Here is a 22,440-nt window from a genome sequence, read left to right as displayed (position 1 = left end):
TCCCCTTTCTTCCTTTCTTTGTTTGAATCAGGCGGCTAAGAATTTAAATCATGGTTGAAACGGTCCGTAATGGGGGCGGGAAAAGACCACGTTATCTGTCCACTTTTTTACTCACCTATCAGTGGCCATGGCGCGACTTCCAGGACATGAACTCTGATGGTCGTAACCCATAGCGTGCGAGAACCCCTTCGTGCAGTCGACGGAGTTCTTCGACGATCAATGCTTGCACCTCCGGCTGCTCTCTTACCGAAACATATTCCGCTACCGAGCGTTGAATACATGACAACGGGTCAAGTTCTGGGTGAGTGATGATTTCCCGAATGGTCTTCTTGATGACGTCTCGCCATGCCAGGCGTAAAGGGTCCGGCTCCGCAAGGTCTTGCTTGTTTGCCAGATATTCCTGTGTTGAGCGTTCGTAGGCCCAGATATACAGGTCGCGAAGCAGCTCTACCCGAGTCATTTCGTACACGCCCAATGTGGCTCGGCTGTAGGCCTGCTCCGGTACATCCAGAAAGGTCAGCGGACAAAGATTGGCACGGAACAAGGGGAGATTCGCTGCCAGTCGGGAGGTGCGTTTATTGATGTCGGCAAAAGGCTGCAAATAGGGCAGATGCACCATCATGAAGAAAGACTGCTCGAACGGATCAGCGATCTGATTGGCTTTGCCAAGCAGGACGTCCAGTGCATCTTCAATTTGCTGTGGCGTTGAGAGCGGGCGATAGGTACTTTTCCCGATGTCGACGGCGTGCTGGCGAATTCGGCCTTCGTCTGCTGGGTTGGGCAGCAGGTTTTCGGCCAAGGCGCTATGCAGGTTCATTAATGTGTAACGGTTGAACTCGGCACTCTCGATGTTCTCGACCAAAAGCTCGATAGCTGTCTTATGGTTCAAGATCATCTGCGTTTCTATAGCGGCCTTGCCCTGTGCTGCCTTACCTTGCTCGATGAGTTGTCGCGTGTCGAGCCGTGAGTAGGTGTTTCCTTCCAGATGGCTTGATGCCCACGACAGATCAATCAACAAGCGATTCAGGACCGCCCGGCTGTAAGTGCCTGCTGGCTCCGTCGCATCTGCGGTTTTGCCCATCCTGTGCAATTGGCGCCGCAACGACTCAGGTAAGTACCCTGTCTCGTTAGGACGATAGGCGTCCAGAAAGTCACGTTGGTAGCCCACCGGCTTGCGCGCTTCTGTGGGCTGGTTGATATAGGCGAGTATGTCCCGGCTGTCTGCAGATAATGGAATGAAGGCAGGGAAGGCATCGGTGTCAGTATTCAGGGCGTGGGTTTCGGCCTGGTGTTCTATTGCGAAATAACGCCGTGCCCTGCCTTCTCCCTGTGCAGTGATTTGGCTGCTTTCGACCAGGTTTGCAAGGATGCGCTGCGCCGTTCGCCGGGCGATTTCCGGGTTCTTGGTCAAAAGCTCTGAGAGGCTCGCCCCGCTCCTGGATGCCAGGATACTGTTCAGTATGTCGGTGGTCGAAGGCATGGTTATGTTGGCGCTGTTAGAGAAGATTTGGCGCGATTATGGCGCAGTTCTCAGAATCGCGCCATTTTTGGTTGAAAATGTGGCGCAGTTCTTGACGAACTGCGCCACAGCTCATCGGAGTAGATAGATGTAGTTGCTCCCGACGGTGGGGGCTACGTTATGGCCATAGTCGCCCGTCTTCACTTACTCCGCCGCCTGCGCCCGCAATCGCCTGCCAATCACATCCATCACATCACACCCATCGCGCAGCGCGATCGTCAGCATTTTGCAAAAGTCGGAAAGCACCAGCGTGTCGGAACTGATTTCTGAACGGAACGCGATATTTTCCAGCAGTTGAGTCACCGTGCGGATACGGTAGTCGGCGGTTTCGAAGAGGACGTCGAGGGGAGCTTCGGTGTCGATCAGCAGGGTAGCGGGGACGCAGTCGACGCCGGTGATGGGCATGTATCGATTCATGAGTTGTAACCTCGTTATTAAGTGAGAGCTACCAACTAATCGTCGCCAAACGAATGGTGGCAGCCGTACGCAGGTTGGCGAACCGGAACGAGGTACCGGCAGACCCGGAGATCTCCCGCGTACAACTGCCATTGTGGTGGCAGTATCACTGATGCGGGGACGCCTGCAAACAAGCAGATCGCTCTCGCACCTCGTTGTCGAGTCGCCAAACCCGAGTCGCCATTGGAGCGACGAGGGACTATAGCCCCCTCCGTCCGAGCGCTACAAGACGTCACTTTCCGAGCTTCATGTAGGACTTTTGGCCCATCAGTGGTTGTATTTTTCTGCGTCACTTTCGACCTTGACATAGGCCGCATAGGCGAATAGATTTTCGCCCAGCAGCTCAGTACAGCGCGCAGGCAATTGTTAGAACCTGCCCAGCAGTCCTGGGCTTTTTTTTGCCCAAGGAAAAGCCAGTGAAGCGAACCGCCGTTCTCATTGATGGAGGATTTTTCTTCCAGAGGGTTATGTTTTTCGGCCGCAAATATTTCAGCAAGGAACTGCTGTTATCCGCCGACCAGATATCCCAAATCATAAAAAAGCTCGTGAAGCTTCACATCGAAGACGAACGCTCAGCGAGTCGCGAGCTTTATCGAATCTACTACTACGACTGCCCGCCCCCCTCCAATCAGGTTCGATTACCCATAATCCCTGACGGTCATAAATCTGCAGGGCATATGGATTTCAAGGCTCATCCTCCCTATAGATTGCGAAGAGACCTTCACGATCAGCTTCGATCGAGCCGAAAAACGGCGCTTCGACTGGGCGAACTGGCCAAAAGCGGTGACTGGCAACTCAATTCTCATTCCCTTAAGGCCCTGTTGCGTGGTGAGAAGGTCTGGGCAGAGCTCACGAATGACGATTTCCATTACAAAGTCGAACAGAAGACTGTCGATACCAAGTTAGGCATGGACATCACGACTCTCGCCCTTGAAAAGCTCACTGATGTCATCGTTTTGGTCGCTGGTGATTCAGATTTTGTGCCGGCTGCGAAACTGGCGAGGATGAAGGGAATCGATTTCGTACTTGATCCGATGTGGGCCAATACGACTGGGAGCTTAAGCGAGCACGTAGATGGCCTTCGCTCTTTCGATATCGTCCGTCTCATTAGAGATGTCACCGGCCAATCGGTTACCACTCGGCCCGACTGGTGGGATGCTCGGACGAAGAGTGCGGCGCAGCTATATGAGAATGTTGAGATTGCCGTTGCTGGTGATCTGGAGCCTGATCCTGGATTGATATCTCAGGGCGCTGTGCACCCACAAACAACAGGCAGATGAACCCCGTTTCGCAGCACACCCAGCGCTCGCTCAATTTGGATTAGTAAACCGTGCCAACCCCCAACCGCAACGCTCTGATCACCCAACTCGCCGCCAACCCCGATGACACCACCACGCGCGCTTCGCTCTATCGCGATCTGCTCGATACCGGGGACGCATCACTGGAAGGTTTACGCGTCGCGGCGGGCCTGGGCGATCCGGCGGCTAACGTGGTAATGACTCAACTGAACACCACGGCCCATACAAATCGCCCCGGCCCTTTGTTGCCACAACTGCGCGGCCTGCCGGTCGACCATCTGGAGTTGAACAACGCCGAGCCGGATTGGTGTGACGCCCTGGCCGGGCTGCCCTTGCGCACGCTCGTGCTCAACAGCCCGAGGTTTATCTGCGGCCCGGAAACGTGGCAGCGTTTGCCCGCCAATGCCCTCGAAACCTTGGAGGTTAGTAATTTTTCCCGCGACGATAACGCCAATTGCCTCCCGTCGCTCGCACGCTTGCGTCGGCTGAAGTTGCAAACCTATGGCGAGGATTTCGACGACAGCTTCCTCCGTCAACTGAGCGACAGCCCGTTGCAGGAATTGTCGTTGAACCGTTGCGATGAGATGACCGACGACGGCCTTCCTGCACTGTCGCGCCTCAAGCTGCGCTCCCTGACCTTGCAACGTGTGGGCGAGCTCACGTCCCGTGGCATGGCGCACTTGGCAAGTCATCCCCTTGAACAGTTGTCGCTCAGTGGCAGCGGCGCGATCCTCGACGATCCGTCCTGGCTTGGCGACCTGACGGGGTTGCGCGGGTTGAGTCTGGATGACTGTTATGCAAGCGAGAGCGTGTTGCAGGCGATTCGGGCTCTGCCCCTGGAAAGTCTCTCGCTGCACTCTGCGTTCATCTGTGAAGACGATCTTGAAGTACTGGAGGGAATGCCGCTCGCGGACCTGGACCTCAAGTGCCTACGCCAAATGATCGAGCGGCTCGATGTGCTGCACGGCTTTCCGCTCAAGCGATTGGGACTCTCCGATGTGCAGGGTGTCTGCGCCAGTACGTTGAGTGATCTGCGCGGGTTGGCGTTGGAGTCCCTGGACCTGTCCTTGAACGACATCACTTGGAAGGAGCTGAAACAACTGGCTGGCCTGCCGCTGAAGCGGCTCAACCTGAGCTTTTGCCAGGGCGTCGACGGTAAGGTTTTGCGCAAGCTCGTCGAGTTGGGATTGCCATTGGAGGAGCTTGAAATAAGCGGCCTGAACCTGCGCGATGCCGACCTGGTTTGTTTGCGAGACCTGCCCCTGCAGCGCCTGGGTCTGTATGACAGCCCTTGGCTGACTGACGCCGGGGTGGCCCATCTCGCAGGCATGCCGCTGCGGGAGCTGACGCTTGGGGCCGATCCAGGGGAATCGCGGATCACGTCGGCCGTGGTGCCCGTGTTGGAGCAACTGCCGCTGCAAACACTGTGGTTGCCCAACTGCGCCGGGATCGATGCACACGGTTGGGATCGCTTGGCCAGGTTGCCAGCCTACGTGAGCGGTCCGGGAATCTGATGCGCTGATAGGAATAGGCAATGCCCCAAGGCAAACCGGCATAGGTGGGCCATTTTTCGATCGTTACCATGGCCTCCTGTTTATCCATTGGAGTTCACCATGCACGACAGAAAAACCCTCTTCATCACCGGCGTGAGCAGTGGCTTGGGCAACGCCCTGGCGCAAGAAGCGCTCGCAGCAGGCCATCGTGTCATCGGCACCGTGCGCAGTGAGGCGGCGTTGCAGGCCTTCGAAGCGCTCTCCACGGAGCGTGCCCATGGCGTGATCCTGGATGTCACCGAGTTCGATCGAGTCGATAGCGCGGTGGCGGAGATAGAAACCACTTACGGCCCGGTCGATGTCCTGGTCAACAATGCCGGCTACGGCCATGAAGGCATTTTCGAAGAATCGCCGCTGGAGGAGATGCGTCGCCAGTTCGACGTCAACGTGTTTGGCGCGGTGGCGGTGACCAAGGCCTTTGTGCCGTATTTTCGCCAGCGCCGTGCCGGTCATATCCTCAATATCACTTCCATGGGCGGCACGATTACCATGCCGGGCATTTCCTATTACTGCGCGAGCAAGTTTGCCCTCGAAGGCCTCTCCGATACGCTGAGCAAGGAACTGCTACCGTTCAACATCTTCGTGACCGCGGTGGCGCCGGGTTCGTTTCGCACCGACTGGGCGGGGCGTTCGATGCAGCGTACGGCGCGGAGCATTGCCGACTACGACGCCAGTTTCGATCCGATACGTAAAGCGCGCGTGGAGAAAAGCGGCAAGCAACTGGGCGATCCACGGAAAGCGGCGCAAGCGATGTTGCAGATCATTGCCAGCCCGACGCCTCCTGCGCATGTGTTGTTGGGCAGCGATGCACTGAACCTGGTGCGCGACAAACTCAGTCGTGCGGCCAGTGAGATCGATCAATGGGAAGCGCTGACCCGTTCGACCGACGGTTGAGCGGCCAGCAAGGGGGCATCAATGACTCAGGCCTCAAACACTTCGCGCATGGTGCAGTTGATGGAACAGCTTGCGCCGGTCGAGGGCTACAACCTCAGCGCGCTGGAGGACATCCGTTTTCTGCGTTCGAACCGGCCGCTGACGCGCACGCCGGTGTTGTATGAGCCCGGTATCGTGATCCTGTGCCAGGGGCGCAAGCGCGGTTATCTGGGTGAGGACGTCTACGTGTATGACGCCCAGCACTATCTGGTGGTGTCTGTCCCGGTTCCGTTCACCATGGAGACCGACGCCACCGAAGCTGAGCCCATGCTGGCGGTCTACATGCGTCTCGACTTGCAGCTGGCCAGCGAGTTGATGCTGCAAGTGGACGAGACCCTCGGCCCCAGCGATGCCCAACCCAAAGGCATGTACGCCTCGCCCATGGACGATTTGCTGCGCAGCTCGACGCTGCGTTTGCTGGAAGCCATGAGTCGCCCGGGCGAAGCGCAAATACTCGGGCCGTCACTGGTACGGGAAATCTACTACCGGATCCTGACCGGCGAGCAGGGCGGCTCGATGCGCGCCGCGCTCAGTCGCCAGGGGCACTTCGGCAAGATCACCCGGGCGATCCGCAAGATCCACAGCTGCTACCACGAGCACCTGGACGTCGAAACGCTCGCCCACGAAGCCAACATGAGCATCCCCAACTTTCACCTGCACTTTCGCAGCGTGACGGACTCCACGCCCATGCAGTACTTGAAATCGACACGCCTGCACCAGGCGCGCTTATTGATGCTGCGCAACACCATGAGCGCCTCGACGGCCGCGTTCAACGTCGGCTACGAAAGCGCCTCGCAATTCAGCCGCGAGTTCAAGCGGATGTTCGGGCGAACGCCTCAGGCGGAGATTGAATGGATGAAGGCGACTTATGCGTTGCCGGCGCCTGCTGAGCCGTCTGTTTATGTTTCGTCGCATTAGAACGGGGGGGAAGTCGCGCCGGTTAGTACGCGTCAATCAGGTGCGTTCAAGGAGCGGTTCATGGCGACAATATCGGCATGGCTTGGGTTGGGGCCGAGCCGCTCGAAGTGTTTAGGAAACTCGTCTCGTTTCGCAGCGGCTTGCTCTTTGGAGGCGGTCAAAAGCGCCTTGCGCAGAGTCTCGGCGTCGTAGTCGCAGCAATAGCCTGGCGTACACGGTTGCTGTCTCCAGGACTCTTCCAGGGAACCTCCGTCCACCGGATCGAAGCCCGCTTGGTTGACCAGGGACATCACCGTTTCCTTCGCCTTGGGATCGTCGCCAGCCACTGCCGCTGCCAAGCGACCCGGGGTGCCTTCGGCACTGCCCAACTCTGCCAAGGTATAAGCCAGGATATTGTTGAAAGCCTTGATGACGGGGCGCCCAATCTGCTTCGAAACCCAAACGCTTTCCGTCATCCCTTGATCAATTTCAGCAATGTTGGGGTCACGTAGGCCAGGGTAGTAATTACTCGTGTCCACCACCGGGACGCTGCCCGGTACAGCGGCAAACAGATCAGCAGGCAGTGCGCTCAACGCCGGTAGCGGTATGGAGAGCACGATCACATCCGCACCCTCGACTGCGCCGCGAATGTCCACCGGTTCGGCTCCAATCTCTTCGGCGAATGCGCGAACGCCGTTGATGCCTCGAGAGTTCGCAACACGTATGTCGTGACCCGCTGCCTTGAATTTGCGAGCGAGGGTGCCCCCGATATTACCGGTTCCGATGATGCCGATTTTCATGGCTGAGCCTCCTGGGTCATTTGTCTTGCACCGATTCTAGGAGGCTGATGTGATAATGGTAAGTACCTACCAAAAGGTGTGTAACTCACCATCGAGGAAGAAATGGAACGGGAGTGGGATTGCGGCGATCCGCAAAATCGTCGGAAATGGGCCGAGGCAACGACCGAAACGCTTCGCGTGCTGGAAGGGAAGTGGAAGATCATTATCTTGTGCCAGCTTTTCGCGGCGAAGGGCGCGCTGCGTTTCTCGGATCTGGAGAAGCTGATAGAAGGGATCAACCAGAAAATGCTGATCCAACAGCTAAAACAGTTGGAAAAGGACGGCATTGTGCAGCGGACGGTGTATCCGCAAGTGCCACCGAAGGTGGAATACAGGCTCACGCCCATGGGGCATGCACTCGGGCCGTCTATCCAGGCGTTGATCGAATGGGCAGAGATGAGGCGCGATCACACCTGAGATGACTGTCGAGGCGCAATGGCCCGACGCGGGCGAAGCAACTTCAGCAATCCTTTAGCTTCGCCCAGAACTCCTCCGCCGATGGGCTAATGGCACCCGTTGGACGAGTGAGGTGAATATCCAGCGGGATATCCCAGCTTTCGTCGAGGGCTCGTACCAGGCGTCCGTCGGCGACCTCTTGCTCGGTCAGGCTGCTTGGCAGCCAGGCCACCCCTTTGTTTTCCAGCGCCATGGACATGAGCACCGCGGCGAGGTGGCTGCTGAACAGCGGCTTGAGGTGCAGGAACTCTTCCTTGCCCTGGAGTCGATGAGCGACGATGCGCCCCAGCCCGGACTCCTGGGTATACGCCAGGTATGGCAGCGATGCGGGCGCATTGCCAAAGTTTGCGGAAGCGCTCGCCAGTGGGACGAGTACATCCTCGCCGACCTTCTTGCCCATGAACTGATCCGGGGCCAACAGCGGCGGGACATCCGGATGGCGATGGCAAAGCAGGAACTGCACCTGGCCCTGGATCAGCATCTGCTCACAGGCCGCCATGCTATCGGAATGCAGTCGCACCGCCTCGATGGGGGCACCGTTCTCCGTGCTTCTCAGCCACTTCGGAAAAAACGTGAACGACAGCGAATGGGTGGCCGCGAATTGCAGCGTCTTGATCGCCATGCCTGCCACTTCCTGGGCTTCGCTGCGCATGCGATACAAGCGTCTAGCCGTCTCTTGGGCACTGGGCAAAATCTGCTTCCCAGCCTCGGTCAGCGTGGCACCTTGTGGCGTGCGAACGAACAGTTCCACACCCATCCAGTTTTCCAGTGCACGGACTCTGCGGCTGAATGCCGGTTGAGTCACGTGGCGCGCTTCAGCGGCGCGAACAAAGCTGCCGTACTCCGCCAATGCTGAAAAATCTTCTAGCCAAACGAGTTCCAAGGGCAATGCCTCCTGTGCATGGGGCGCGGCATTATTAGCATTGGGCGGGTGTCATCGCAAAGCATAACGTGGGGCCATCAACAACAAGAGGAACCCGCCATGCGCATCGTCGACATCCGTGAAAAAACCGTTTCCATTGCCTCGCCAATTGCCAACGCCTACATCGACTTTTCCAAGATGACCTGCTCGGTCGTCGCTGTCGTCACGGATGTGATTCGCGAGGGTAAACCGGTCATCGGCTACGGTTTCAACTCCAACGGTCGTTATGGTCAAGGTGCTTTGATGCGTGACCGTTTCCTGGCGCGCATCACCGAAGCCGACCCTGAGTCGCTGATCGATAAAGAAAACAATAACCTTGATCCGTTCGCCATCTGGAAAGCCCTGATGACCAACGAAAAACCCGGTGGCCATGGTGAGCGCTCCGTCGCAGTTGGCACCATTGATATGGCGGTGTGGGATGCCGTTGCCAAGATTGAAGGCAAACCTCTGTATCGCCTGCTGGCCGACCGTTATCGCGACGGTGTGGCAGATGACAAGGTATGGGTCTATGCAGCAGGTGGTTATTACTACCCTGGCAAAGACCAGACCAAGCTCAAAGCGGAAATGCAGAGCTATCTGGATCGTGGCTACGACGTTGTCAAAATGAAGATCGGTGCGGTTCCTCTGGACGAAGATATCCGTCGCATCGAAGCGGTACTTGAAGTGGTAGGTGATGGTCGTCGACTGGCGGTCGATGCCAACGGTCGTTTCGATCTGAAGACCGGTATTGCATACGCGGAGGCCATCAAGAAATACAACCTCTTCTGGTACGAAGAAGTGGGCGATCCGCTGGACTACGCACTCCAGGCTGAGCTTGCAAATCACTATGAACTGCCCATGGCCACCGGGGAAAACCTGTTCTCCCATCAGGACGCCCGTAATCTTCTGCGTCACGGTGGTATGCGCCCTGATCGCGATTACCTGCAGTTCGACTGCGCGCTGTCCTACGGCTTGGTTGAGTACATGCGCACCCTGAAAGTGATGGAGGAGATGGGCTGGTCTTCGCGTCGCGTCGTTCCGCACGGGGGCCATCAGATGTCGCTGAATATCGCCGCAGGCCTGCATCTGGGCGGTAACGAATCCTATCCCGACGTGTTCCAGCCGTTCGGCGGGTTTGCCGACGGGATTCGCGTGGAAAACGGCTACGTGGGGCTGCCGGACATCCCGGGTGTCGGCTTCGAAGCCAAGTCCGCCCTGTACGCCGTCATGCGCGAATTGGGCGAGGGCTGACAGCCCCGAACGCGGCCTCTTCGCCTGAGGCCGCCGTTATCCGGCGTCAACCGTTGGCGCCACACCACACGCCCATCACAACAATAAAATGAGGTGCTCCCGTGGAAATCTCCAAGTCCCGCTGGTACAGCCAGCTCTACATCCAAGTGCTGATCGGCATCGCGGTCGGTGCCGCAATCGGTCACTTCGAACCGCAGTTCGGCGCCAAGCTCCAACCGTTCGCAGATGGTTTTATCAAACTGATCAAAATGCTCTTGGCCCCCATTATTTTTGGCACCGTGGTGGTCGGTATCGCCAAGATGGGCAGCATCAAGGAGGTCGGCCGGATTGGCGTCAAGGCGCTGGTCTATTTCGAGATTCTTTCAACCATCGCCCTGGTCATCGGCCTTGTCGTGGTCAATGTTGTAAAGCCTGGCGTTGGGATGAACATCAATGTCGATACGCTCGATGGCAGTGCTATCGCCAAGTACAGCCAAGCCGCCACGGAGCAGGGCGGCACCATTGATTTCTTCATGAACATCATTCCGCAAACTTTCATCGGGGCGTTCTCCAATGGCGTCATGCTGCAAGTCATCCTGCTTTCTGTCTTGATGGGCGTGGCCCTGGTTCAAATGGGGGAAACCAGCAAACCGCTGATCAATACCATCGATCTGTTCCTGCAAGGGCTGTTCAAAGTTGTTGCCATGGTCATGCGCCTGGCTCCGATTGGCGCTGGCGCGGGGATGGCGTTCACGATCGGCAAATATGGTATCGGTACGCTGCTGTCCCTCGGCCAATTGTTGATCGCGCTCTACGTCACCACCCTGGTCTTCATCGTGATCGTGCTGGGCACGGTGGCTCGATGGTCAGGCATGCCCCTGTTGCAGTTTCTCCGTTACTTCAAGGACGAGATCCTGATCACGCTCGGGACGTGCTCAACCGAGGCCGTGCTGCCGCGAATGATGGTCAAGCTTGAAAAGCTGGGCTGCAAGAAATCGGTGGTGGGAATGGTGCTGCCGACGGGATACACCTTCAATGCGGATGGCACCTGCATCTACCTGACCATGGCCGCGATCTTCATTGCCCAGGCAACCAATACGCCACTGACGTTTATGGACCAGATGATCCTGTTGGGCGTTTTCCTGCTCACGTCGAAAGGTTCGGCTGGCGTGGCGGGGGCCGGATTCATCACCCTTGCGGCAACGCTCACCACCATCCACTCCATTCCGCTGGTAGGCCTTGTCCTGCTCCTGGGCATCGATCGGTTCCTCAACGAAGCACGAGCCGTGACGAATTTGATCGGGAACGGTATCGGCACGATCGCCATTGCCAAGTGGGACAATTCTTTCGATGTGGAAGCGTGTGAGCGGGAGATTGCGGCGATGAAAAATGAGAAGGCGGCGCGTAGGGTGTTTGCTGCGCAGAAGTGATTGGTATTGCTTGCTTGGTGGTTTAGGGAGCTTGGTTTGGCTGGATTCCAGGCACAAAAAAAGACGTCCGAGGACGTCTTTTTTTGTTGGATTGGTGGGCCGGGGTAATTTGAAACAAGTCGGTATCTATCTGTTTTTTCTGATTAATAATTTATTGGTCAACTTGCCTGGAATACCAGTTGGAACGCTGCGTGGTCTGGATTCCGATAGACGGTGCTTTTTGAGCTCCGCCCAAAAAACGAATCGGGATCGAGTCTATCAAGCAAATGGTCGCGCTGTTGATTGTTGCCCCTGCGCGTACGATGTCCCCACTCGCAGGTACAGGGGGGCCTAGCAAACGATACCGTCAGTGATTGCTGTGTTGGCTAAGCCGACTCTCGAAGTACTGCGCAGTCTCTTTGTCGGTGCAGTACAGGTACCGTGGTCACAAACCGCGCGTGAATCCACGTTAGCGCTTGGCTGGCCTGACGGTCGCTTCTCACCCATCAAAGTCCTGGTTGGCTCTGCATTGCTCCTGGTTTCGAGCAGATACCTCGCGCGCCGAGGAGAGGAATCTTGGGCGCTATCCAAGGGGCCGATGATCAATCGGTGATGTCATGTTGACATCGAGGTCGCGCTAACCAAAAATTCCGCTGACGAGCTGTCCCCATAACCCAGCACTAAATTAAGAAAATTGTGATCGTTCTGCTCGCAGGAGCACATTGATTTAAAGGGATGAAGTATGAAGTTCCAGGTTGAGGCAGTTAATGTCGGTGGAGAATTTGTTCAGATTAGCTCTGAAACATATAATTATCAAAATGTATACACCTTATTGGTTGGTCGAAATGCGGTAGGTAAGACCAGGGCGTTGAGTAAAATCGCAAACGCATATATTTTTTCAGATAGACGAGAAAACTCAGCTCATGATGTGGCCGAGTCGCCTAGGTCTGTTTCGCAGCCATCACAAGTGATTGCTGTATCGAATAGCAGGTTTGACCGATTCCCAAAGCCGAATCCATATTTTACTAGAGAGCGTGAGCTGAAGGGATATCATTATCTTGGCCTCTCAGGCTTTCGATCATCACCTGGCTCAGTGATATCAAAATCGATAGCGAATTTGATTTCAAGATTTGAAATCGAAAGGGACCGGTCTGTTAGGTTTGACTATATTTTAGATTACATTGGATTCCTTCCGCGCGTTATTCTAGAGCTGAGAATCAATTCAGCGCTTTCGTCACAAAGAAACGGGAACTCGCAAGCGTACTTGGAAGATGCAATCCGTCGTACAGAGAGTGGCTCTAAATACGATTTTGAAAAGGAAATTTTGCCAGCGATTTCGTTTTTTTCTAATGGATTCAAAACAAGTCGAGCTTCGACTGTTAGGTACGATTTCGATACAGGTATGTGGGGTCAAGATGGTGTGGGCGAGTACATGCATATTTTGCCTGTGCTAATTGAGAGCGGGCTGCTCAAGGTTTTCCGAATACATCTCTATGACAAGAAAACTAAAGATAGAGTGCAGCTGGATCATGCTAGCTCAGGCCAGCAATGTATGTTTTTAATGTTCTTGGGAATGTCCTCTTTGATAAAGGATGGCTCACTGATTTGTATAGATGAACCAGAGATAAGTTTGCATCCCAAATGGCAGTCTGAGTTTATTGAGATCCTTCAAGGGGCGTTTTCAAACTATCGAGGGTGTCATTTCATTATTGCGACACACTCTCCTCAACTAGTTTCGGGCTTGACATCGGAGAACGGGTTCGTCGCAGATTTAGAAACCAGTAATCTTTTGCGCCCAGAGGATTATGCAAAAAAATCAGCTGACTATCAGCTGAGCGAAGTTTTTCATGAGCCCGGCTATAAAAACGAATATCTCATCAGGACTCTCCTCGTTATCCTGTCCAAAATTAATAAGGGGCAGCCTCTTTCAAGGTTGGATAGGTCAAAGCTTAGGGAGTTGGAATATGTGAGAGGCCGTCTAGATGAATCGGATCCAGTGCTTCATCTTCTTGATCAAGTAAAAGTTATGGCTGGTTAACATGATCAAGGTGAATTATGAAGGCGCGATCAAAGACTTTGTTGATGCATATGACAAAGTTGATCATGATCTCTGGAATGGCACTGCTGGGCCAATTTTGGCAGTTCGGAAGTACATTCGTGATCACTACTTGATACAGCAAGGCTATCGGTGTGCATATTGCAAGATTGAGAAAAAAGAAGAGCATGGTTATACATGGGATATCGAGCATATACTAGCCAAGTCTATTTATCCTGAGTTTCTATTTTATCCTGAGAATCTCGCGATCGCTTGTAAGGAGTGCAATAATCCTAAAGATGATCACGATATTTTAGTTGGGGTGAGGTCAGTCTCTTATCCGCGGGGTGTTGGACGCTATAAAATCATTCATCCTCATTTTGATGTTTATGAAGATCATATTGAGATTGCTGTGGTGGATGGAAGGCGTATTTACAGGGTTCTCAATAACGGCAAAGGAAAAGCTACATATACGCTGTGCAATTTGAGTAGGTTTGACTATAAATATGCCGGTTGGGATTCATTTGATTCGGCAATGGTTGCGGAGTTTTCGCGCTTCCTCGACAATTGCCCAGCTGACGCAAATCCGGCCGAGATCAAGAGAATGCTCGGTCATCTGAGTTTCGTTGAGCGCCACTAGTGGTTCGCAGTTAAATAGGTTCCAGTGTTCAAGGGAACCTATTTGCTAAAACCTGGCACTATCTTGATGTGAGGGAGACCTTGGGTACCACCACCGCGGCCTACCCACTGCAAACGATGTCCATATCACACCCAATCGTTTCCTTGAGATATGCCACAGCGGCGGCCAGCACGAGGTTTTGATCAGCGGTACGATTACCAGCAGATAGACCCGGCTGAACAATCAGTATTTCGGCTTCAATGGGTTTGAAGCGTGCTGTCTTGATCAAGTCATTGAGCCTCAACCCATTTCCAGCAAGGTAGCGCGTTGGACGGTGCAGGGAGCGCAGCCGATCCTCACGTCTTTGTATGTGCTTACCGAGTTCAGAAAAGCGCCATTTCCATTTGGCCGACCTGACCGCTTGGGAGCAGACCTCCACGACATCCTTCACTCGTTCGCCAGGGGTGTCTCCTCCGGCATATTTGCAGTGGATCAGCGCAAGTCGTATACGATTATCTTCCTCCTTGAGACAGACAAGATCCGCGGCTTCACCGGCGCCGTCGTCGTCGAAAACGATGTCAAAATCACCCTGGATGAAGTGCTGGGCGGCTTTCCACTGAATAGAGTCAGCACGTGTAATGCCGTCTTTCCAGTAGGATTCTTTTGTGATGTCGACCCCTGCCCAGTCCCAAGCCTCGAAGCGCTCTTCTCCGATTTCAAGATGCCTGGGGTCTTTAGGCTCGATCAGCATGTTTCCGTCCAGCTCACTCAGGTCGACGAACCGTACCAGCGGTGGGTATGAACTCAGATATTGGCTGAGCGCCCTTGACGCTTTCCCGATGGTAAGTTCGACTGCCTCACCGCTTGTCTGTGCGACGACGAAGCCGTTCTCTCCGCCTACCGTTAAGGTGAAATCTGCGAACTGGCCGGTCTCGTCACAGTTCAGGGCAAACCTCATGCTGTTATCTCGCACATCAAGGTATTTCAGATCGACGAACGTGATAGGAAGGCCGTTTGGAAACGCCCGAGTGGTTAGCACGACCCTGTCTTCTGCAATACTCATGATTTCAACCGGCCACTCGACAGCAAGCACATTCCTGTCGCTTGGAAACGCTGTCACTTCCTTAGGAATGAGGACGTTTGCAATGATGTCATCGACAACGATACTGTCATCGAGAAGTTTGGCGCCAGCCGCAGCGCACCAGTGAACGAACTCCGGTATGGAGCCTTGCTCTCGCGACCAGACCCTCCCTTTGTACGAGCAGCCCACAGAAACGCGCTCTCCATTTTCCCATCCGGTACCACTGACATTGTTCTTAACGGAGCCGCTACGCTCGGCCACACCGAGTGCTACCGCAACGTCGGCGCCTGTGTACATGGCGTAGCTCAGATTACGTCGACCGTGTTTCTTGACGCCCATGTTCTGAAACACCAAGCGGTTTACATGGCCGAGTATTCGAAACATCTGTTCGCCATGGATAAGGTCTGCTTGCCCGGTGACTTCTTCCGCTAGCTCTGGGAATAAAGAACTATGATCAGTTGAAGACAGGAATAGCAGTTCAAGCTCCGGATTGTGGTGGAGGACGAAGAGTGTCCACTCACGGTCGAGAACGCCTTTGGTATTAGTCCAGCGAACCCTGCCTTCGGCGCGGGTGACGAAGTAAAGCGTACGCATTTCTCGGTTGAGCCAGACCCCCTCAATGTGAAGTTGTTGGGAAAGCCCGTGGTGGAACCGCTCGGGAAAAAACTGTTGAGCCCTGTAAGCGGCAGTGCTGAAAACTGGGCGGAGTAATTGAGGTGACAGAGAAATTTTCGAGTCGCCTTCCTCATCCAGACGTTCGGACGCTTGCAGGAACTCAATCAACTCCCTGTGCTCCCGGACAGCATTAGAACTCAGCTCGCTCAGTACCTGATTCCAGTCGGCGTCTTCGCTGTATAGGCGCTCCAGTGACTGGGCGACATCTTGATCGCCAATGTTGGCCACCACCGTCGCCTCGCCGATGCTCCTTCCTGCCACGCGTGTGAACCGCCCGATAAACTGGAGCGTGATAGCCAAACTCCGATGACTGTCATGGAGCGCAGCCACTTTCAGCTCGGGCAGATCAAACCCTTCGCCCAACATGTCGACGCAGATCACGACCCGGGACACCCCTGAGCGCAGATCGGCCAGCTTAGCTTCAGTATCGTTGATCTTTGAATGAATCAGGATTGGTTGAAACTCAGGCGCGAGGTGTCGGTAAAGACGTTCTACGTAGGTTGCACGGACGATACTGCTGCATCGGGCTAAGAGCAGGTGATTAAACCCCGCGTTCAAGTCACGTCGTAGCTTAGTTAGGGCTGTCGCGGCGATAGCTTGGTCGGCTTGGGTGCCACCGCACGGCTGGTGAACAGGCTCGAAATGTATTGGCTTGAAATACCCGTCCCGCTGCGCGGCGGCAAGTGAGTAGTTGAAAATCACTTTCCCGTCGACGAGTTCACCATCTCTGCGAAAAGGCGTCGCAGTAAACTGCAAAATGGGCAGCGAGTGAAACGCTGATCTTAGCCCGCTCCAGGTTTTGGCGGGAACATGATGGGCTTCATCCAGTATCAGTGATTTGCACCGTTGAGCCATCTCAGCAGCGAGCGGGCTACCAGCTTCGAATGCCAGTGAACTAATGGTGGAAACCACCACATTGCATTGGGTGAAGATGTCCAAATCTGCCAGCGTCTTGGGTTTGGATGTGATCAGCCCGACTACTGGATTTGCCACTTCGTTTGGCAGCACCCCCAGCGCGCGCAACAGTCCCAGGCTCTGAAACTTGTTCGCAGTCTGCTGGCGTAGAAGATCCCAAGGAACGACCACAAGTGTGGTCGAATGGCCGTACGCCGTCAGCGTAGCCAGCATCGTTTCAGTCTTGCCGGTGCCGGTGGGCATCACAATCGTTGCAGGCTGTGTATTGAGGCTCCAGTGAGCCCCGATGGCAAAGAGAGCGCCTAACTGGGGCGGTCGCAATCCCTCCTGTCCTGTTGGGACTTGCCCATTGGCGTCACGTTGTTCCGCTCGATATGACAGTTGATTGTGCCAGCTCCGCGCCGCATCGCGGGCTACATCGGCCCACCCAGATTCGAGGACTCGGGCTTTGAGATCGATAAGGAGGCGATGAGTCCTCCAGACGACTTTGTCCTCCCGCAGATGAATGATTCCATCCACTCCGTCGGGCAAAGTGACATTGGGCCGGTTGGTGATTAGGACGCGGCTACCACATTCAAGCAGCCACAAGCGTTCTCTGATGCGGGGCGACACGTTCACCAAGGTCTCATTGATGACTCGGGTCGTGATGGCTGGCTGTAGCTGATGCCGGATCTTTCCTACAGAGCAGCGTTGCTCGTAAACCACTGGTGGGAGCACAACCATCAGAATCCTCCTTGAATTGCCCATTGCAGGGCGCTGCTTAGGGGGAGGATTATAAACTGGATGGCTTAATGATGGCGCGGGTGACGCGCATTCGTGCGAATGGCTCACTATCGTAGTGATCACCAATTATGTGCCCGCGAATTGGTGACAACTAAAACTCCGACCTGCGCTGGCCCCAGATTTTGAGGTGCTTTCTCTGCAAGCACGAGGCTTGGCCTAGGCTGAAATCCTGACGCTAGTACTGGTACGCGAAAGCTCCGATCAACGACTGAATAAAAACTGCAAAAGTTGACCTTATTGTCCCATTTCCACATAAGGAAGAGGATAAGGCTCTCAACGCTCGCTGTGATCCTGTGCTGAAAGTCTGATACGCCGCTGACGGTGTCGACGTCACCCATGTGGCGCGATAGCAGCCGGTCTCACTCAGAGATCGAAAACCCATTTTTTTTGTAAACGACGAGCGAGCAACCGCACCGTTAGCAAATAGTAATACCGTGTCGCTTCACCGAGTAAATTTAAGCGATGCTCAAGAAACCAAACCACATGCTTTTTTTGCCAAGCCCAAGGTGATTCTCGCTGCCAGCGCCCTGCAATTTCGGCCTGGATGATTTTTGCCTGTCGCACGTGGCGTTGCCGGGTTGCGTGCGAACCGGTCAGAACGCTAGCCAAGAACAGCTCCATATCGAATGGCTTACTCATGTCCGTCCGCCAATGTAGGCAGCGACCACGTCGATCCGACCGTGCCCGAGCTCGTAGCTGATTCGCCTCCGGGCCTCGCCATCAAGGTTCCTATCTACCTGGTAACATTTGCCACCATTGATTGGCGCGGGGCATTGGGTGATCTGCTCGTAGCGCTCACATGCGTACGCCGCTCGTAGCTCATGGAAGCCTTTGAGGTTGTGTGCATGCAGGATATCCCGCGCAGGGCGGATGATTTGTTGTAGGAGATTGAGGTAGCTTTCGTATGGTGCAATCAGATTGCGGCTACCCGCAGGCGACACCTGCCGTGCAAACCCAAGGGCATCTCGAACATGGTCGTCCACCGCAATCCAGCGCGGCGCCGAGGCTCCGGCGCGGCCTCCTTTGGTGCCATCCTGAATGTTGATCCTACCTAAGTCGTTAGCCTCACGGCTCAACCGTGGCAGGTCCGCCAAGATAGCCTCACGCAAGCGCATGCCGGTGGCTCGTGCCAATAGGACTATCGCGGCGGCCCGCAGCTGATGATGGCTGCAAAGCACATCGACAATCTGCTTAACCTGTTCGCGTTCTTGGCCCTGAGGCACCGAGTGTCGAACCCCGGTGCGCTGCATACCCAATGCCTTGCTCGGACTGGGCAATTTCACGTACTGATCACCGCGAAGCGCTGCCATGGTCCTGTTAACGCTGGATAGCCGATTTTGTGCGGTGCTGACGGCGAGATCACCGCGCCTAACCATGTCGCGTAGATACGCCGCATAGTCGGCCAACACTTTCCGATCAATCTGCCGCGCATCATTGACCCCGGGCCCCGCTTCAGACCGACACCACTTCACGAATGCCAACCACCGATCAGAGTGCGCCTTGACCGTGCCGTAGTGGCCTCCGCCGAACATGTCTTTCAGCGCCTGCGGCCCTGCGTAGCTCAATTGCCTGCCGTAGCCAAAATTGCGGCCTTCTCGCCTGCCTACTAATACCATTTCGGTTACCTCGCCTAATTCACCAGGTCTTCGCCCCACGTCATCCCGCCAAGAATGCTGAGTGTTGTCAGGGATCAAGGCCCCTGCGGCCTGTGGGGATGTCCACTTACGCGGGACTGGCGGCTCCTTACGGCCAAGAGCTTGGGCTTCTCATGATCTGGCCTCCTGAACACTTCCGAGGAAGTGGGCGGGTGGAGGCTGCATTGGCTGACGAGACCGACGCCGCGAGATCCTGAATTGGATGAGGCAGCTATGCGATGACCGGGGCATGCCTGACTGTCAGTCAGATGCAGTCCATTCCGTGGGCTGCGGCACCATCATCTGCATCGCTGTTGATGGTGACTTCGGTGTTTGTCACGCCGATTGTCACGAGAGGAAATGCCGCAAAGCCTTGTACGAGGTGGGCTGCAGCAGCGATAGGAGCGCCCGTCTCTTTCCAGAAGAAAGAGACGGGCGCAGGTTGGCGCAATGAAACGGCCAAGCGGATAGGTTGCTGCAGGGCAGCGAAGTAGGAAGTGTCGTCTGGCGCACGAGGGCCATGATCTGAAGTAGGCATCCATCACCGGGGAGGTGACCGGGCGAGCTGCCGGACGCTAATCGCCTTTTGGGGGGAACCACCGCGAGAGCGGCGTGACCTTCAAGGTTCGGGTCACCTGGGTTGCTGTCATCGACAGCGCTGGCACGGCCAGTTCTACGCCTGTGGATAAACCGGGTCAAGGTTCGAAATTCAGGGCCACATTGGACTTGAAGAACGATTGTCCACCGGTGGAACTCCGTGGCAAACCCCGGACAGCGTGGTTGCTTTTAGCTCTTCAAAGTAAGGTCCATCCAAACAGGGCGGCTTTGCAGCCCTGTTTGGATGGACCCGCACTGAGAAGCGGACAAGCGAGGCTGCTCGCCCTGAATCTTGAACGCTCAGTTGTTGCTGCCTTCATTGCGCCTGTACAGCACTAGCGTATCGGCACTACGTTCTTGTCTCTGACTTGGCCGTATGCTGAAGCAAGCAGACTGCCGGTGGCAGCCTTCTGTATGTACTCACTCCACCAAGCCATCATCGGGCGCCGGCGCTCGATGTAGTCGGCGCGGTTGTAAGCGCTGCGCACCTCATCCTTGTCGACATGCGCCAGTGCGACCTCAATGAGTTCGGGGTCCCACCCATGTTCATTCAAGATGGTGCTGGCCATTGAACGCATGCCGTGGCTGACCAATCGATCCTGAAAACCCATGCGTTTCAACGCCATGTTGGCGGTCTGGCTATTGGCGTGAGTGCGTGGATTTCTATCGGCCGGAAAGACGTATTCGCGATGGCCGCTGTGAGTCTTCAGTGACTCCAGCAGTGCGACAGCGTGATCACTCAACGGAATGCTGTGTGGGCGGCGCTTTTTCATCCGCTCTGCTGGGATGGTCCAGACACGCCTTTCAAAGTCGATGTCTGCCCAGCGAGTACTTGCCGCTTCGGCGGGGCGAGTCATCGTGTGTAACTGCCATTCGATCAGGCAGCGGGTGGTGCGTTTGATGCTGGCGTTCGCGATCTCCAGCATGAGCTCTGGGAGTTCTTCGGGGGGAAGCGCAGCCATATTCTCTTTCTTGGGCTTCTTGAAGACTGCCCTAATCCCGCTGAGCGGGTTGGCGAAGATCAGGCCGGAGTTCACGCCGTAGGTCATGATCTCGTTTAGTCGCTGGCTGAGACGCTTGACCGTCTCTAGGCTGCCTTTCGCTTCGATTGGACGAAGCAAGGCGATCACCATCGGCGCAGTGATCTTCGCGAGTGGTGTCGTCTTCAAATCGGGGAACACGTGCAGTGTGAGCGACCGCCAGATGTCCTCGGAGTAGGCTGGGGTGACCGAGTCTTTCTTAAGCTCGAACCAGGCGGTGGCCACGTTCTCGAAGGTGTGTTCCGTTTCTGCGCGCTTGGCCTCACTCAGCGTATCGCGCTGCACCTTCGGATCGATGCCTTGGGCGAGCAGCTCGCGTGCTTCGACCGCCATCTTTCGGGCGTTCGCCAGTGACAGTTCGGGGTAGGTGCCCAAGCCCATGTTGATACGGTTCTTGGTCACCGGTTCACGGTAATTGAAATTCCACAGCAGAGAGCCATTGCTGCGTACACGGAGCTGTAAACCGTCACCGTCGGTGAGGACATAATCCTTGGACGCGGGTTTGACTCCCTTGAGCTGCCGATCGGAGAGGCGGAGGGTTTGAGCAGGCATGAGATTTTCCTCAGGCTCTGATTTGGTATTCCAAAGATTAGCACCGGATGGCCTGGAATACCGTTTGGAATACCCGAATGGCTGGAACTCAAAAAATCTCAGAAGACCGCAAAAGCCCTGAAACCCCCGTATTCACTGGATTTCAGACACAAAAAAAGACGTCCGTGGACGTCTTTAGATGATGAAGTGGTGGAGCCGGGGGGATTTGAACCCCCGTCCGCCAGTACTCCGCTGTCGGTACTACATGCGTAGCCGTGTCTATTAAGTTAACCCTCAGCGACCCGACGGGCAGGGTGCTTTGGGCGAGTTGTGTAAGTTTTAGCCGCTTCGTCCACAACGTACTGCACGGCGATTCCGTTCTATATGACAATCACTTTGGGTTTACGGACATCCCCTGGTGATTGCTGGACCCGAAGGTACCAGAAGGGAAGGGCTAAGGCTGCTTACGCAGCGAGAGCGTATTCCCCGTAGGTTTCGTCATTGGCAACTATAGGAAGTTGCAACAGTGGATTTACGAGTTCTGTTACCAACTCGGCATGCACCTAAAGTTTCGCAACCGGCGTCGAATCCTAAACGGCCCCGAACCTGGCGTTCCGTGAATCTGTTGGAGCGGCAGGCATGTGCAGTGTACGCCAATCCGCGTCTGAGGCCAACCCGAAGGTTGGCCGGGCGCGACATTACTGCTGATCGCCTTTGGTGTTGTTCTGCAATTTCTGAATGGCTTGAGTGGTCAGCGAGATGCATTCCTTCGTGCCCTGCTCGGTACCTTTGGCCTGGGCAGCGGAGGCCTGCTGGATAGTGGCATCGATGTCAGATTTCATGCTTTCACTCATTTCCTCGGTGCTGACCTTGGCGTCCTTGATTTTTTGCAGGTTGACTTGGCAAAGGTCTGCCTGGCTATTTGCAAACACCGGAGAGGCCAACATCGCAGCGGAAATGAACAAGCCAGCAAGTGCGGTGCGCTTCATGTGTATCTCCTTGAACGTATGGTCTCGGTGCTGTCGGATGTCACGGACAG

At 55.4% G+C, this 22,440-nt stretch carries 18 protein-coding genes and 1 other RNA gene; 9 read left to right on the top strand and 10 right to left on the bottom strand.

Annotation, left to right across the window (positions count from 1 at the left end):
- Window positions 1–118: 118 nt before the first annotated feature.
- Window positions 119–1,480, bottom strand: a complete 1,362-nt coding sequence (locus tag Q7C33_RS03485) for a Fic family protein (protein ID WP_407682830.1) — start codon at window positions 1,478–1,480, stop codon at window positions 119–121.
- 183 nt (window positions 1,481–1,663) lie between these two features.
- Window positions 1,664–1,936, bottom strand: coding sequence for a hypothetical protein (locus Q7C33_RS03480; RefSeq protein ID WP_024617777.1), 273 nt, complete (start codon window positions 1,934–1,936; stop codon window positions 1,664–1,666).
- Window positions 1,937–2,391: 455 nt separating this feature from the next.
- Here Q7C33_RS03480 and Q7C33_RS03475 point away from each other — a divergent pair, with 455 nt between their 5' ends.
- From Q7C33_RS03475 to Q7C33_RS03460, 4 genes are all read left to right on the top strand, one after another.
- Window positions 2,392–3,255, top strand: coding sequence for an NYN domain-containing protein (locus Q7C33_RS03475; RefSeq protein ID WP_003197615.1), 864 nt, complete (start codon window positions 2,392–2,394; stop codon window positions 3,253–3,255).
- A gap of 50 nt (window positions 3,256–3,305) precedes the next feature.
- Window positions 3,306–4,787, top strand: coding sequence for a leucine-rich repeat domain-containing protein (locus Q7C33_RS03470; RefSeq protein ID WP_407682829.1), 1,482 nt, complete (start codon window positions 3,306–3,308; stop codon window positions 4,785–4,787).
- 99 nt (window positions 4,788–4,886) lie between these two features.
- Window positions 4,887–5,720 (top strand): oxidoreductase, encoded by an 834-nt coding sequence (locus Q7C33_RS03465; RefSeq protein ID WP_024617773.1) that lies wholly within the window; start codon window positions 4,887–4,889, stop codon window positions 5,718–5,720.
- Window positions 5,721–5,741: 21 nt separating this feature from the next.
- The gene (locus Q7C33_RS03460; RefSeq protein ID WP_060613279.1) at window positions 5,742–6,677 is read left to right on the top strand and encodes an AraC family transcriptional regulator; all 936 of its coding nucleotides are present in this window, start codon (window positions 5,742–5,744) and stop codon (window positions 6,675–6,677) included.
- A 32-nt stretch (window positions 6,678–6,709) separates the two neighbouring features.
- Here Q7C33_RS03460 and Q7C33_RS03455 read toward each other — a convergent pair whose 3' ends face one another.
- On the bottom strand, window positions 6,710–7,456 hold the full coding sequence (locus Q7C33_RS03455; protein ID WP_258648846.1) for an NADPH-dependent F420 reductase: 747 nt from the start codon (window positions 7,454–7,456) through the stop codon (window positions 6,710–6,712).
- Window positions 7,457–7,558: 102 nt separating this feature from the next.
- On the opposite strand from Q7C33_RS03455, the gene Q7C33_RS03450 reads away from it, so the two are divergent.
- A complete protein-coding gene (locus Q7C33_RS03450; RefSeq protein WP_249876225.1) occupies window positions 7,559–7,912 on the top strand; it encodes a winged helix-turn-helix transcriptional regulator in 354 nt (117 codons plus the stop codon).
- A gap of 43 nt (window positions 7,913–7,955) precedes the next feature.
- Here the strand turns inward: Q7C33_RS03450 and Q7C33_RS03445 are convergent, their stop codons facing one another.
- Window positions 7,956–8,834, bottom strand: a complete 879-nt coding sequence (locus Q7C33_RS03445; RefSeq protein WP_258648847.1) for a LysR family transcriptional regulator — start codon at window positions 8,832–8,834, stop codon at window positions 7,956–7,958.
- A 99-nt stretch (window positions 8,835–8,933) separates the two neighbouring features.
- On the opposite strand from Q7C33_RS03445, the gene Q7C33_RS03440 reads away from it, so the two are divergent.
- The 4 genes from Q7C33_RS03440 (at window position 8,934) to Q7C33_RS03425 (ending at window position 14,166) form a co-directional block, all read left to right on the top strand.
- Window positions 8,934–10,103: a mandelate racemase/muconate lactonizing enzyme family protein gene (locus Q7C33_RS03440; RefSeq protein WP_407682828.1), complete on the top strand. Its 1,170-nt coding sequence runs from the start codon at window positions 8,934–8,936 to the stop codon at window positions 10,101–10,103.
- Window positions 10,104–10,204: 101 nt separating this feature from the next.
- Window positions 10,205–11,512, top strand: a complete 1,308-nt coding sequence (gene dctA, locus Q7C33_RS03435; RefSeq protein WP_407682827.1) for a C4-dicarboxylate transporter DctA — start codon at window positions 10,205–10,207, stop codon at window positions 11,510–11,512.
- 721 nt (window positions 11,513–12,233) lie between these two features.
- Window positions 12,234–13,529, top strand: a complete 1,296-nt coding sequence (locus Q7C33_RS03430; protein WP_302098692.1) for an ATP-binding protein — start codon at window positions 12,234–12,236, stop codon at window positions 13,527–13,529.
- Window position 13,530: 1 nt separating this feature from the next.
- Window positions 13,531–14,166, top strand: a complete 636-nt coding sequence (locus tag Q7C33_RS03425; RefSeq protein ID WP_004416135.1) for an HNH endonuclease — start codon at window positions 13,531–13,533, stop codon at window positions 14,164–14,166.
- Window positions 14,167–14,266: 100 nt separating this feature from the next.
- Here Q7C33_RS03425 and Q7C33_RS03420 read toward each other — a convergent pair whose 3' ends face one another.
- The 6 genes from Q7C33_RS03420 to Q7C33_RS03395 form a co-directional block, all read right to left on the bottom strand.
- Entirely contained in the window at window positions 14,267–17,539 is a 3,273-nt protein-coding gene (locus tag Q7C33_RS03420; RefSeq protein WP_407682826.1) for a DEAD/DEAH box helicase, read from the bottom strand.
- A gap of 423 nt (window positions 17,540–17,962) precedes the next feature.
- Window positions 17,963–18,238 (bottom strand): hypothetical protein, encoded by a 276-nt coding sequence (locus tag Q7C33_RS03415; RefSeq protein ID WP_302098690.1) that lies wholly within the window; start codon window positions 18,236–18,238, stop codon window positions 17,963–17,965.
- Entirely contained in the window at window positions 18,235–19,215 is a 981-nt protein-coding gene (locus Q7C33_RS03410; protein ID WP_302098689.1) for an integrase domain-containing protein, read from the bottom strand. Before Q7C33_RS03410 ends, Q7C33_RS03415 begins: the two co-directional genes overlap by 4 nt.
- Window positions 19,216–20,165: 950 nt before the next feature.
- The gene (locus Q7C33_RS03405) at window positions 20,166–21,422 is read right to left on the bottom strand and encodes an integrase domain-containing protein (RefSeq protein WP_407682825.1); all 1,257 of its coding nucleotides are present in this window, start codon (window positions 21,420–21,422) and stop codon (window positions 20,166–20,168) included.
- 187 nt (window positions 21,423–21,609) lie between these two features.
- Window positions 21,610–22,003, bottom strand: a transfer-messenger RNA (tmRNA) gene (gene ssrA / locus Q7C33_RS03400).
- 96 nt (window positions 22,004–22,099) lie between these two features.
- A complete protein-coding gene (locus tag Q7C33_RS03395) occupies window positions 22,100–22,390 on the bottom strand; it encodes a hypothetical protein (protein WP_030139763.1) in 291 nt (96 codons plus the stop codon).
- Window positions 22,391–22,440 lie beyond the last annotated feature (50 nt).

It is taken from the genome of Pseudomonas sp. BP11-1-1 (assembly GCF_052112105.1).
GTDB classification, from domain to species: Bacteria; Pseudomonadota; Gammaproteobacteria; order Pseudomonadales; family Pseudomonadaceae; genus Aquipseudomonas; species Aquipseudomonas alvandae.
Note: the sequence above shows the minus strand (reverse complement) of the source record. Positions and strands in the feature narration are given on the sequence as shown.

Coding starts and splice junctions, on each gene's coding strand:
- Q7C33_RS03485 (WP_407682830.1), bottom strand. CDS start 1,480: ATGCCTTCGACCACCGACATACTGAACAGTATCCTGGCATCCAGGAGC.
- Q7C33_RS03480 (WP_024617777.1), bottom strand. CDS start 1,936: ATGAATCGATACATGCCCATCACCGGCGTCGACTGCGTCCCCGCTACC.
- Q7C33_RS03465 (WP_024617773.1), top strand. CDS start 4,887: ATGCACGACAGAAAAACCCTCTTCATCACCGGCGTGAGCAGTGGCTTG.
- Q7C33_RS03460 (WP_060613279.1), top strand. CDS start 5,742: ATGACTCAGGCCTCAAACACTTCGCGCATGGTGCAGTTGATGGAACAG.
- Q7C33_RS03455 (WP_258648846.1), bottom strand. CDS start 7,456: ATGAAAATCGGCATCATCGGAACCGGTAATATCGGGGGCACCCTCGCT.
- Q7C33_RS03450 (WP_249876225.1), top strand. CDS start 7,559: ATGGAACGGGAGTGGGATTGCGGCGATCCGCAAAATCGTCGGAAATGG.
- Q7C33_RS03440 (WP_407682828.1), top strand. CDS start 8,934: ATGCGCATCGTCGACATCCGTGAAAAAACCGTTTCCATTGCCTCGCCA.
- Q7C33_RS03430 (WP_302098692.1), top strand. CDS start 12,234: ATGAAGTTCCAGGTTGAGGCAGTTAATGTCGGTGGAGAATTTGTTCAG.
- Q7C33_RS03425 (WP_004416135.1), top strand. CDS start 13,531: ATGATCAAGGTGAATTATGAAGGCGCGATCAAAGACTTTGTTGATGCA.
- Q7C33_RS03420 (WP_407682826.1), bottom strand. CDS start 17,539: ATGGTTGTGCTCCCACCAGTGGTTTACGAGCAACGCTGCTCTGTAGGA.
- Q7C33_RS03415 (WP_302098690.1), bottom strand. CDS start 18,238: ATGAGTAAGCCATTCGATATGGAGCTGTTCTTGGCTAGCGTTCTGACC.
- Q7C33_RS03410 (WP_302098689.1), bottom strand. CDS start 19,215: ATGGTATTAGTAGGCAGGCGAGAAGGCCGCAATTTTGGCTACGGCAGG.
- Q7C33_RS03405 (WP_407682825.1), bottom strand. CDS start 21,422: ATGCCTGCTCAAACCCTCCGCCTCTCCGATCGGCAGCTCAAGGGAGTC.
- Q7C33_RS03395 (WP_030139763.1), bottom strand. CDS start 22,390: ATGAAGCGCACCGCACTTGCTGGCTTGTTCATTTCCGCTGCGATGTTG.